An 11124-nucleotide genomic window follows, 5' to 3' on the forward strand; every position below is an offset into this window, starting at 1 on the left:
TCCAGTATCAAGGGGCCAGCCACCAGCGAATGGACATCGCAACGATACCGAGAACAGTGACGCTTGCGATCCAGATCGCCGCCATCCAGCCGAGCCTCTGGATTAGCGGAGTATCTTCGGCGTGTTTTCGCGGCGAATTGTCCATCAATGATAGCCCTCGTCCGACACTTTGCCGCGGAATACCCAGTAAGCCCACGCCGTGTAGCCGATGATCAGCGGCATGGTGATAGCCACGCCCACCAGCATGAAGACCTGGCTGCGTTCCGGCGCGGCAGCATCCCAGATGGTGAGGCCGGGCGGCACGACGTAGGGCCACATAGTAACCCCGAGGCCGGCCATGCCGAAAAAGAACAGCGCAATGCTGAGCCAGAATGGCTTGCTGTGCCGCTCGACCGAAAGTGCCCGTATCAATGCGGCAGCGACGATCGCGGTGAGGATCGGTACCGGGGCAGCGAAATAAATCTCCGGCGCAGTCAGCCAGCGCTCGGCATATTCTACATTGAGAAACACATTGTAGAGGCTGACGCCTCCCATAAGCACGAGCGTTGCCCAGGCAGCGCGCTTGCCCAGCTTTCTTGCGTGATGTTGGCTATCGCCATTCAGTTTCCACACCAGCCAGGTCGCGCCCAGTAGCGCGTAACCGGCGACCGTGCCCAAACCCGTGAGCAGGGTGTAAGGCGTCAGCCAGTCGAACCAGCTGCCGGCGTAGGACCGGTCGACGACTTCCACACCCTGCAGCAATGCCCCCAGCGTCATGCCCTGAGCCATGGCCGCCACCAGCGATCCGCCAGAGAAGGCTATGTCCCAGTATTTTCGGTGCCCCGGATCGCGCCATCGATATTCGAACGCGACCCCGCGGAAAACGAGGCCCAGCAGCATCGCGATTATCAGCGGATAGGTCGCGGGAAGCACCACTGCGTACGCCAATGGGAAGGCTGCAAAAAGCCCCCCGCCCCCGAGCACAAGCCAAGTCTCGTTGCCATCCCATACCGGCGCAATGGAGTTCATCGCCCGGTCGCGTTCCGGGCCAACCTCGAAGGTCGGGAAGAGGATCCCGATGCCGAGGTCGAAACCGTCCATCACGACATATGCGAAGACTGCAAAGGCGATGATAAACGCCCAGATAACAGTCAGGTCGAAATTAACGGCCATCGGTCGCCTCCTTGCGCCCAGTGGGCAGGACATCGGGGTCGGCACCCGGATTCTGTGTCGGTCCCGGCGTGATGCCCGCAGTGCGGATGGGTCCCGTATCGCCGCGCTTGACCCCGACTTCGTCAGCGTGAGGCGGTTTGTGCATCAGGTGGAGGATGTACCAGACACCCGCGCCGAAAACCGCGAAGTAGACCACCACGAAAGCCAGAAGCGAAGCCGCGACAGCGGGGGCATCCAGCGGGCTGGCCGCATCCGCCGTTCGCAGCAGGTTATAGATCACATAGGGCTGGCGGCCGACCTCGGTCGTGATCCAGCCGGCAATCACGGCGACGAAACCGCTCGGGGCCATGATCAGGGCTGCCCGGTGCAGCATGGGCCAGTCGTACAGCTTCCTGCGGGAGCGCGCGAGCAGGCTCCACAGACCAAGCCCCAGCATTGCAAAACCGATCCCGACCATGATCCGGAACGACCAGAAGATGATGCCGACCGGGGGTTCCTCATCGTCGGGGATGGTGTCGAGCCCTGCCAGCGGCGCATTGAGGTCGTGCTTCAGGATCAACGACGATGCCTTTGGTATTTCGAGCGCGTAGTCGACCCGCTTTTCCTTGCTGTTGGGAATGCCGAACAGGATCAGGGGGGCGCCATTCGGGTGGCTTTGATAGTGCCCCTCCATCGCCATGACCTTTTGCGGCTGGTACTCGAGCGTGTTGAGCCCGTGCATGTCGCCGGCAAAGATCTGGATCGGTGCAACGATTGCCGCCATCCACATTGCCATCGAAAACATCTTGCGCGCGTGTGCGTTCGCCCGGTCTTTCAGCAAGTGCCAGGCACCCACCCCGCCGACCACAAACGCGGTCGTGAGGTAAGCAGCGATCACCGTGTGGACGAGGCGATATGGGAAGCTGGGATTGAACACGATATCCCACCAGCTCTCGCCGGGAAGGAATTGTCCGTTGGCCCCAATTTCGAAGCCAACCGGGGTCTGCATCCAGCTGTTCACCGAAAGTATCCAGAAGGCGCTGATGAAGGTGCCGAGCGCGACCATCAATGTCGCGGCAAAGTGCAGTTTCCTGCCCACCTTGTTCATGCCGAACAGCATGACACCCAGAAAGCCCGCTTCGAGGAAGAAGGCGGTCAGCACCTCGTAAGCCATGAGAGGTCCGATCACCGGGCCGGCAATATCGGAAAAGACCGACCAGTTTGTGCCGAACTGATAAGACATCACGATGCCGCTCACCACGCCCATGGCAAACGCGATGGCAAATATCTTCAGCCAATATTTGAACAGGTCGAGATAGATCGCCTTGCCGGTCTTTAGCCACAGCCCCTCCAGCACCGCGAGATAGCTGGCGAGGCCAATCGAAAAGGCGGGGAAGATAAAGTGGAAGCTGACCGTGAAGGCGAACTGGATGCGGGCCAGCACAATGGCGTCGAACTGCTCGAACATTTTCTTATCCGTGTTTTCTGTCGGCAGGTGTTTGAAGCCAACGGTCGATTGTTTTCCTGATGATCCCGGTCCTGCGAAGCCGCAAACCCGTGATCGGTATCGAAGGCATCAGATCATTCCACGCGCGGCATCGGCGATAGGCTCTGCGGGCGGGCCACCATTGGACGCCAGCTCACGAAAGGCACGGTTCTGTGACAGGAATACCTGCCCGTTGAGTTCTTCGATGAAGTGCGTCCGCTTCAGCCGGTCCATCACCGGGCCTTTCACTTCGGACAGATGCAGTCCGATCCCGGCATCAATCAGGCGGTGGTTGATAGCTTCAAGGCTTTCCAGGCCGGAAGCATCGATCTCGTTGACCGCGCTGCACATCAGGATCACGTGGCGCACAGCAGGGCGATCCGCGATCTCTTCCAGAACATATTCTTCCAGCCAGCGAGCGTTGAGGTATGTCAGGCTCTCGTCGATCCGAATCGACAGAACATGCGGCACAGTGAAGACATTGTGCCGGTCGACATTGCGAAAATGCTCACTTTCGGGGACGCGCCCCACGATGGCCGCGTGCGGGCGGCTTGCCCGCCACAGATAGAGCAACAATCCCACCCCGACCCCGGCGATCACACCCATCTCGACCCCCGCGATCAGCGTGATCACGATCGTGGCCATGTGTGCGGCGAAATCTGCCTTGGAATAATTCCACAATTCCGCGGGCGTCTTGAGATCGACGAGGCTGAGAACTGCGACGATGATTGTGGCAGCAAGGGTCGCGATAGGCAGGCTGTAAAGAAGCGGGGTCAAGAACAGGCCGGCCAGTGCAATGCCGACAGCGGTATAGGCACCAGCCGCAGGCGTTTCAGCCCCGGCATCGAAATTTACCACCGAGCGGGCAAAGCCTCCGGTGACCGGATAACCTCCAGAAAATGCGCTGGCGATGTTCGACGCTCCAAGACCGATCAATTCCTGATTTGGAGCAATCCGCTGGCGGCGTTTTGCCGCCAAGGTCTGCGCGACCGATACGCTTTCCACGAAACCGATGATCGAAATCAGCAGGGCAGGCACCCACAATTGCCCGATCAATCCGAGATCCGTCGAGGGCAAGGCAAATGGGGGCAGCCCCTGCGGGATCGCGCCGACGAGGTTTACTCCGCGATTTTCAAGGTCGAGCCCAATCGCGGCGAGGATCGTGGCGATCACCGCGATCACCGGACCAGCCTTTGCCGAAATTTCGGCGGTCCTCGGCGCCAGGCCCAACTTTACGAGGGCAGGCTTCAGGCCCTTGCGAACCCAGAACAGGAACAGCGTCGCCGGAATCCCGATCGCGAGGGTCCACGGATTGATGGTGCCGAAGGCGGAGGCCAAACCGCCGAGCATTGCAGGCCAGGTATCGCCGCCTGCCGAAACGCCGAGGATGTGCTTCAACTGGCTGGTAGCAATCAGGATGCCGCTGGCGGTGATGAACCCGCTGATCACCGGGTGGGACAAAAGATTGGCGAGAAAGCCCATGCGCAATAAGCCGAGGACTGCCAGCATGATACCGGACAGCGCTGCCAGCGTGATCGCCGCCTCGAGATAGAGCGCAGTCCCCTGCGCCGCCACGGCTCCCGCCGCGCTTGCCGTCATGAGCGAGACGACGGCGACCGGCCCTACTGCCAGCGTACGGCTCGTGCCGAAAATCGCGTAGGCCACCAGCGGCAGGATCGAGGCATAGAGGCCGACCACCGGCGGAAGCCCCGCCAGCAGCGCATAAGCCAGGCTTTGCGGAATCAGCATGATCGTAACGATGATCGCTGCGACAAGATCGTTCGTCAGGACAGATCGGTTATAGGATCGCCCCCATTCAAGAATGGGAAAATATTGCGACAGCAATCCGGGTTTGTGCTTGCGCGGCAAACCAGACGGCACCGAAGCCGCGTCAGGGGTGCTGTCGCTCACGATTATGCCGCCTTCTTCACCTGCGGTTTCACCAGCCACTCATGCCCCTTGAGCATCCCGTTCCAGTAAACCCAAGGCAAAATTTCGGATTTCAGGAGCCAGCTAAGCCTGCGAGGCCGCGTGCCATCGATTAGCCACTTCGGAAAACTCGGCAGAAGTTTACCGTCGTACCCGAACTCGGCGAGGACGATTTTTCCGCGCTCCACGGTGAGCGGACAGGATCCATATCCGTCGTAGTCGGCCACCGGCTTTTTGGCATCCAGCACGGACAAGGCGTTGACCGCAACAATCGGCGCCTGTTTGCGCGCAGCAGCTGCAGTCTTGGCATTGGGCGTGGACCCGGCATCGCCTACCCCGAATACATTCGGGTAGCGGACGTGCTGCAGCGTGAACTTGTCGATATCGACGAAGCCGCTTTCGGGATTGGCGAGCGGACTGTCGGCAACGAACTGCGGGGCAACCTGCGGTGGGACGGCGTGAAGCATGTCGAACCCCACTGTCTCCTCGCCATTCTCAGTCTTGAAAGTCGCTTGCCGGCCCGGCCCATCGACCGCCACCAGATTCTGGTTGAGCTTCAGGCCGATCCCGTATTTCTCGACGTACTCTTCCAGAGCGGGCACATATTCCTTTACTCCGAAGAGCACGCCGCCAGCATTGCGGAACTCGACATCGATGTCGCCGAGCACGCCGCGGTCCAGCCAGGCATCGCAGGAAAGATACATCGCCTTCTGCGGGGCGCCAGCACACTTGATGGGCATCGGGGGCTGGCTGAAGATTGCCCGGCCAGACTTGAGGGTGCGGACGAGTTCCCAGGTATAGGGCGCCAGGTCGTAGCGGTAGTTGGACGTCACCCCGTTCTTGCCGAGAGTTTCCTCCAGACCGTCGATTTTTTTCCAGGCCAACCGGATACCCGGTGCCACGATCAGAATCTCGTAAGTGACTGTCGTGCCATCGGACAGCGTCACCTGATTGTTCTCAGGCTGGAATGTCGCGGCAGCCTGGTGCAACCAGATGGTCCCCTTCGGCATGACGCTTGCCATGGTGTGGCGCGTGACCGGCGCTTCGAAGACCCCGGCCCCAACCATTGTCCAGCCAGGCTGGTAATAATGATCCTCGCTGGGCTCGGCGATTGCGATGTCGAGGGACGGCCGCCGCTTCAACATAGATGCTGCCGTGGCTATTCCCGCAGAGCCTCCGCCGATGATAACGACCTCGTGCTTGAGCATCTGTGCCATGACGATCTCTCCGTAATTCTGATTATTGAGTCAGCTTGTCACGCATGGCGGCCAGGTCGTATCCCGCCATCTTGGCGCGCCCGATACGCTCGTCCGTCGTCAGCTGCTCGGTATTGGCAAGGGCATCGAGAGTTATCGAACGCGTTCCCGTCCTGCAGTATGCAAGGACCTTGCCTTCGGCTCCCTTCCGGACCTGGGCAAACGCCCTGATCGCAGCTGGCGGGAACGTTCCTCCGGAAACCGGTATGTGGTGGAAGGCGATGCCGGCGGCCTCCGCCGCACTCCGCATCGCCTCGACTGTTGGCTGGTCCGGATCCTCACCATCGGGCCGGTTGCAGATCACCGTGGTGTAACCGCCCTGAGCCAACTGTTGCAGCTCTTCAGGCCGGAGTTGCGGCGAAACCGCGAAGCCTTCGGTTACTTGCGCGAGCTTCACGACGACGCACCTTCCACCAGGCGCAAGGCGGCCATACCTGCCAGCATTGCGATGACGAAGATCGCGGCGGACACTGGTTCGATCACAAGCGCGGCGATGCCGGGCCCTGGGCACAGGCCCGCAATTCCCCAGCCCATGCCGAACAGGGCCGCGCCGCCGATCAGGCTCGGGGTCAGGCCCGACTTGGTCGGCAAGTGGAATTCGTCGGCAATGAGTGGTTCGGCCATGCGCGGGACGATGAGCCAGGCGATCGCCATTACGATGACCGCCCCGCCCATGACAAACGCCAGCGTGGGATCCCAGTCGCCAAAGATATCGAGGAAACCGCGAACGCGCGCCGGATCGGTCATGCCCCCAAGGGCAAGGCCTGCGCCGAACAAGGTTCCCACCACGAGAGAGGTGATTGCAGTGCGCATCACAGAACCTCCAAACCTAATGCATTCATGACGGCGACCGTGGCAATACCGGTGACCATGAAGGTCAGTGTGGCGACGATCGAGCGGGTAGACAGGCGACTGACACCGCACACCCCGTGTCCGCTCGTGCAACCGCTGCCAAGACGTGTGCCGATGCCGACAATTACGCCTGCGATTGCCAGCGTGACGGGATTGGCGAAACTGGCTTCGATGCCGCCAGTAGCTGCCGATACGATCAATGCGCCGAGCGGGAGGCCGATAACGAACATCCACGCCCCGCTTCGGGAAATGCCACTGCCGCCGAGACCAACCGCCTTTGCGGCAAGTCCCGAAACGCCGGCGATCCGACCAAGACCCAGCAGCATCAGGGCAGCGGCAATACCAATGAGGGCACCGCCGGCCAGTCCGGCAAGGGGTGCGGCTTCAGGATATCCAGGGAGCATCATACGGCATTCACCGGAATTTTGATGTAGCTGACGCCGTTGTCTTCCGGCTCGGGCAGATGCCCACCGCGAATGTTCACCTGCACCGAGGGCATGATCAGGTTAGGCATGGCGAGGGTCTTGTCGCGGGTCGTCCGCATTTCCACGAACTCCTCTTCGCTGACCCCGTCCTTCACATGGACGTTCTCTTCCCGCTGCTGCTTGACGGTCGTTTCCCAAGCGTACTCATCACGCCCGGGCGCCTTGTAATCGTGGCACAGGAACAGCCGGGTCTCATCCGGCAACGATAACAGCCGACGGATAGAGCGATACAGCTGGTGTGCGTCACCGCCAGGGAAGTCGGCACGCGCCGTCCCGAAATCCGGCATGAATATCGTGTCACCCACAAAGGCAGCATCGCCAATGATGAAAGCCATGTCTGCCGGCGTGTGCCCGGGGACATGAAGCGCGATGCCTTCAATCTCCCCGACCTTGAACACTTCGCCATCTTCGAACAGCTTGTCGAACTGCGATCCGTCCCGTTCGAAGTCGGTGCCTGCGTTGAACAGCTTGCCGAACACTTCCTGCACCCTGATGATCTCGCGCCCAATCGCCAGTTTTCCGCCGAGCCGGTCCTGCAGGTAGGGGGCGGCCGAGATATGATCGGCGTGCGCATGCGTCTCGATAAGCCACTTCACTTGCAAATTATTAGAAGTGACATATTCGACTATCCTGTCTGCCGAGCCGTGCGAAGTGCGGCCCGAAGCCGCTTCGTAATCGAGCACCGAGTCGATGATGGCCGCTTCGTTCGTTGCAGGATCGTGCACGACGTAGGAAACAGTGTTTGTCGCCTCATCGAAAAAGCCCGCTATCGAGGGGCGCAAGCGCTTCTCCGCCTGCGCGCGTTCGATCTGCGATGTAGCAAGCTGAAGGTTCTGATCGTCCGCCATGGACTTATCTCCAATCAATTACATAAACTGATTATATGTGTTGCCATTTGAATGTCAAGTGGTATGTAAACCCGATGACCGACAAGATGATCGACCCGAAAGCCCAGCGAGAGGCGTCAGGCGCAGGACTACGAATAGGAGATGTGGCTCCTGACTTTTCTGTGAGGAGCACGGTCGGTCAGGTGCGCCTGTCCGATTATCGAGGGCGGTGGCTTATCCTTTTCTCTCATCCCGCCGACTTCACCCCGGTCTGCACGACCGAGTTCGTTGCCCTCGCCTCTTCGGCGGACAAATTCGAAAAGCGCGACTGCGCTCTGATGGCGCTCGCGGTCGACAGCCTATTCTCGCATTTCGCCTGGCTCAGAATGATCAGGGATCGTTACGATATTGAAGTGCGCTTTCCCATCGTGGAAGACCCTACGCTGGTGATCGGGCGGGCCTACGGGATGGTAGCTCCGCAAGATAACGACAGTGCGACTGTGCGAACGACTTTCTTTATCGATCCGCAGGGGGTTATCCGCGCGATGACGTGTTACCCTGCCAATGTTGGCCGATCGACGCCCGAGATGCTCCGGACCCTCGATGCGCTTCAGGCCGTCGATGAAGGTCCTGTGCTGGCTCCTGCGAACTGGGCACCCGGCGAGGCACTGCTTGCTCAGCCCGATGCATCATTGGACACTGTCTTCTCCGCCAAGGGCCAGACTGACTGGTTCATCAGAGAAGCCGGGCGGGGTTCAAGGAAATGACAGATGAAGAGTTCGTCGACGCGCTGAAGGCTCTGGCTCACCCGGTGCGACTGAGGATCATGCGAGCGCTGACGGGCGTGGAACGCAATGTAGGCGAGATCGACGAGACCGCCGAGATCGGCCAACCGACCCTGTCTCAGCAGCTGGCAGTTCTGCGAAATGCAGGGCTTGTGACAACTCGCAAAGACGCAAAGCTAGTCTACTACCGGATTGATGAGGGCAGGCTTGCGAAGGTCACTGCCGCTACGGGAGAGCTGGGCGGAATGTCCGCAGGGGTTGTCCGATATTCGCGTCAACCCGCTCCCGGCGTCGCCAATTTCGCAAAACTTACGTGAGAAGGCAGCCGAGATAGAGATGAGAGATCTGGTCTGAAATGCATGCTCGGGGCCTGGGCTGCGTCACCTTGGAAGGCCCGCAACACCGGCAAAAGAAGTACGGTGAAGCAGTCGGTCCCTCTATCTTGCCGATTAGAAAATGGCAGTCATCGAGGCCCTGCCAACCTTGCTGAATCCCTCTAGTTAAATGCACTGAGCGATCGCAGGACTACGGCAGCTAACATGCCAGTTTACCTTGCCAATTCCGCCCTCTGCGCTCCTTCGCGACCTGCTCGAGAGCTTGGGGATCTCGCCTTGGGGCCGAGCTCAGGCAGGCCATGTGCCTGGTTTGCATTTCTATTTGGGCACGACGAAAGCCCCGCTGGTTGGAGCGGGGTGAGTTTGTGTTGGGTTTTCAAAGGGACGGTGGTTGCGGGGGTTGGATTTGAACCAACGACCTTCAGGTTATGAGCCTGACGAGCTACCGGACTGCTCCACCCCGCGGCACCGTGTGGATCGACTCCGGCACTTACGCCGGAGACGAAAAAGCCGCCGCTCGGTTCGCACCGGCAGCGGCTTTTTTGAAACTGTGAATGGGTTTGTTACCAATGCCCGCCGGCTGCAATGCCTGGCGACGACCTACTCTTCCAGTGCTTGAGCACTAGTACCATCGGCGCTGTCCGGTTTCACGGCCGAGTTCGAGATGGGATCGGGTGGGTCACAGACGCTAAGGTCACCAAGCAATGAAGCTGGCGGACATGGGTTTTAAATCGATGCACGATACTGGGCGTTTATCCGGCTGAAGTTTCTTCCACCTCTCGGACAACCCAGCAGGGCTGTCGTTGATGGTATGGATCCTACAAGCGCGAAAAGAACTATTAGGACCGGTTAGCTACACGCATTACTGCGCTTCCACACCCGGCCTATCAACGTCGTGGTCTACGACGGTTCGAAGATACCTTATCTTTAGGGAGGCTTCCCGCTTAGATGCTTTCAGCGGTTATCCCTTCCATACATAGCTACCCAGCGGCACTCCTGGCGGAATGACTGGTACACCAGAGGTATGTTCACCCCGGTCCTCTCGTACTAGGGGCAACTCCTATCAAGTATCGACGCCCACGGCAGATAGGGACCAAACTGTCTCGCGACGTTCTGAACCCAGCTCACGTACCACTTTAATTGGCGAACAGCCAAACCCTTGGGACCTGCTCCAGCCCCAGGATGTGATGAGCCGACATCGAGGTGCCAAACGATTCCGTCGATATGAGCTCTTGGGAATCATCAGCCTGTTATCCCCGGCGTACCTTTTATCCGTTGAGCGATGGCCCTTCCACGAGGGACCACCGGATCACTATGACCGACTTTCGTCTCTGCTCGACTCGTCAGTCTCGCAGTCAGGCATGCTTATGCCATTGCACTCTTGCAGACGGTTTCCAACCGTCCTGAGCATACCATCGCGCGCCTCCGTTACTCTTTAGGAGGCGACCGCCCCAGTCAAACTACCCGCCATAGAGGGTCCCTGATCCGGATAACGGATCTAGGTTAGACATCAGAAAACAACAGGGTGGTATTTCACAGGTTGGCTCCACAAGGACTGGCGCCCAAGTTTCAAAGCCTCCCACCTATTCTACACAATTCTTTCCTAATGCCACTCTAAAGCTGCAGTAAAGGTGCACGGGGTCTTTCCGTCTAACCGCGGGTACTCCGCATCTTCACGGAGAATTCAATTTCGCTGAGCATATCCTGGAGACAGTGGGGAAGTCGTTACGCCATTCGTGCAGGTCGGAACTTACCCGACAAGGAATTTCGCTACCTTAGGACCGTTATAGTTACGGCCGCCGTTTACTCGGGCTTCAATTCGGAGCTTGCACTCCTCCTCTTAACCTTCGAGCACCGGGCAGGCGTCACACCCTATACGTCGTCTTGAAGCCGACTTAGCAGAGTGCTGTGTTTTTGCTAAACAGTCGCTACCCCCTGGCCTGTGCCCCCTCCACACTACTTGCGTAATGAGAGGGCCTCCTTCTTCCGAAGGTACGGAGGCAATTTGCCGAGTTCCTTCAGGATACTTCTCTCAAGC

Annotated in this window: 11 protein-coding genes, 1 tRNA gene and 2 rRNA genes (1 of these 14 cut by a window edge); 2 read left to right on the forward strand and 12 right to left on the reverse strand. The window is 59.3% G+C overall.

The window, feature by feature from the left end; all coding sequences use genetic code 11:
* Nucleotides 1-7 precede the first annotated feature (7 nt).
* The 9 genes from K3166_RS09735 to K3166_RS09775 form a co-directional block, all read right to left on the reverse strand.
* Nucleotides 8-145 carry a DUF2474 domain-containing protein gene (locus tag K3166_RS09735; RefSeq protein ID WP_221422060.1) on the reverse strand — a complete coding sequence of 46 codons (138 nt, stop codon included), beginning with the start codon at nt 143-145 and terminating at the stop codon, nt 8-10.
* Nucleotides 145-1152 carry a cytochrome d ubiquinol oxidase subunit II gene (gene cydB / locus K3166_RS09740; protein WP_221422061.1) on the reverse strand — a complete coding sequence of 336 codons (1008 nt, stop codon included), beginning with the start codon at nt 1150-1152 and terminating at the stop codon, nt 145-147. Before cydB ends, K3166_RS09735 begins: the two co-directional genes overlap by 1 nt.
* Complete coding sequence (locus tag K3166_RS09745; RefSeq protein WP_221422062.1) at nt 1142-2599, reverse strand: cytochrome ubiquinol oxidase subunit I; 1458 nt, start codon at nt 2597-2599, stop codon at nt 1142-1144. Before K3166_RS09745 ends, cydB begins: the two co-directional genes overlap by 11 nt.
* A 108-nt stretch (nt 2600-2707) precedes the next feature.
* Nucleotides 2708-4567 (reverse strand): SulP family inorganic anion transporter, encoded by a 1860-nt coding sequence (locus tag K3166_RS09750; protein WP_247714601.1) that lies wholly within the window; start codon nt 4565-4567, stop codon nt 2708-2710.
* Entirely contained in the window at nt 4531-5763 is a 1233-nt protein-coding gene (locus K3166_RS09755) for an NAD(P)/FAD-dependent oxidoreductase (RefSeq protein WP_247714602.1), read from the reverse strand. The genes K3166_RS09750 and K3166_RS09755 overlap by 37 nt, the downstream gene beginning before the upstream one ends.
* Before the next feature lie 22 nt (nt 5764-5785).
* The gene (locus K3166_RS09760; RefSeq protein ID WP_221422063.1) at nt 5786-6199 is read right to left on the reverse strand and encodes a protein tyrosine phosphatase family protein; all 414 of its coding nucleotides are present in this window, start codon (nt 6197-6199) and stop codon (nt 5786-5788) included.
* Nucleotides 6196-6615, reverse strand: a complete 420-nt coding sequence (locus tag K3166_RS09765) for a DUF6691 family protein (RefSeq protein ID WP_221422064.1) — start codon at nt 6613-6615, stop codon at nt 6196-6198. Before K3166_RS09765 ends, K3166_RS09760 begins: the two co-directional genes overlap by 4 nt.
* On the reverse strand, nt 6615-7061 hold the full coding sequence (locus tag K3166_RS09770) for a YeeE/YedE family protein (protein WP_221422065.1): 447 nt from the start codon (nt 7059-7061) through the stop codon (nt 6615-6617). The genes K3166_RS09765 and K3166_RS09770 overlap by 1 nt, the downstream gene beginning before the upstream one ends.
* Nucleotides 7058-7987, reverse strand: coding sequence for an MBL fold metallo-hydrolase (locus K3166_RS09775; RefSeq protein WP_221422066.1), 930 nt, complete (start codon nt 7985-7987; stop codon nt 7058-7060). The genes K3166_RS09770 and K3166_RS09775 overlap by 4 nt, the downstream gene beginning before the upstream one ends.
* 74 nt (nt 7988-8061) lie before the next feature.
* Between K3166_RS09775 and K3166_RS09780 the strand changes: the two genes are divergently transcribed.
* Both K3166_RS09780 and K3166_RS09785 read left to right on the forward strand, forming a co-directional pair.
* Nucleotides 8062-8733, forward strand: a complete 672-nt coding sequence (locus K3166_RS09780) for a peroxiredoxin (protein WP_247714603.1) — start codon at nt 8062-8064, stop codon at nt 8731-8733.
* Nucleotides 8730-9068: an ArsR/SmtB family transcription factor gene (locus K3166_RS09785; RefSeq protein ID WP_221422067.1), complete on the forward strand. Its 339-nt coding sequence runs from the start codon at nt 8730-8732 to the stop codon at nt 9066-9068. The genes K3166_RS09780 and K3166_RS09785 overlap by 4 nt, the downstream gene beginning before the upstream one ends.
* A gap of 406 nt (nt 9069-9474) precedes the next feature.
* Here K3166_RS09785 and K3166_RS09790 read toward each other — a convergent pair.
* The 3 genes from K3166_RS09790 to K3166_RS09800 all read right to left on the reverse strand — a co-directional run.
* Nucleotides 9475-9551 (reverse strand) — tRNA-Met (locus tag K3166_RS09790).
* Between the two features lie 122 nt (nt 9552-9673).
* Nucleotides 9674-9788: ribosomal RNA gene (gene rrf / locus K3166_RS09795) — 5S ribosomal RNA — on the reverse strand.
* A 117-nt stretch (nt 9789-9905) separates the two neighbouring features.
* A 23S ribosomal RNA gene (locus K3166_RS09800) occupies nt 9906-11124 on the reverse strand; it runs 1590 nt beyond the window's last position.

It is taken from the genome of Qipengyuania psychrotolerans (genome assembly GCF_019711355.1).
GTDB lineage: Bacteria > Pseudomonadota > Alphaproteobacteria > Sphingomonadales > Sphingomonadaceae > Qipengyuania > Qipengyuania psychrotolerans.

Coding starts and splice junctions, on each gene's coding strand:
- cydB (WP_221422061.1), bottom strand. CDS start 1,152: ATGGCCGTTAATTTCGACCTGACTGTTATCTGGGCGTTTATCATCGCC.
- K3166_RS09735 (WP_221422060.1), bottom strand. CDS start 145: ATGGACAATTCGCCGCGAAAACACGCCGAAGATACTCCGCTAATCCAG.
- K3166_RS09785 (WP_221422067.1), top strand. CDS start 8,730: ATGACAGATGAAGAGTTCGTCGACGCGCTGAAGGCTCTGGCTCACCCG.
- K3166_RS09775 (WP_221422066.1), bottom strand. CDS start 7,987: ATGGCGGACGATCAGAACCTTCAGCTTGCTACATCGCAGATCGAACGC.
- K3166_RS09755 (WP_247714602.1), bottom strand. CDS start 5,763: ATGGCACAGATGCTCAAGCACGAGGTCGTTATCATCGGCGGAGGCTCT.
- K3166_RS09745 (WP_221422062.1), bottom strand. CDS start 2,599: ATGTTCGAGCAGTTCGACGCCATTGTGCTGGCCCGCATCCAGTTCGCC.
- K3166_RS09780 (WP_247714603.1), top strand. CDS start 8,062: ATGACCGACAAGATGATCGACCCGAAAGCCCAGCGAGAGGCGTCAGGC.
- K3166_RS09770 (WP_221422065.1), bottom strand. CDS start 7,061: ATGATGCTCCCTGGATATCCTGAAGCCGCACCCCTTGCCGGACTGGCC.
- K3166_RS09765 (WP_221422064.1), bottom strand. CDS start 6,615: ATGCGCACTGCAATCACCTCTCTCGTGGTGGGAACCTTGTTCGGCGCA.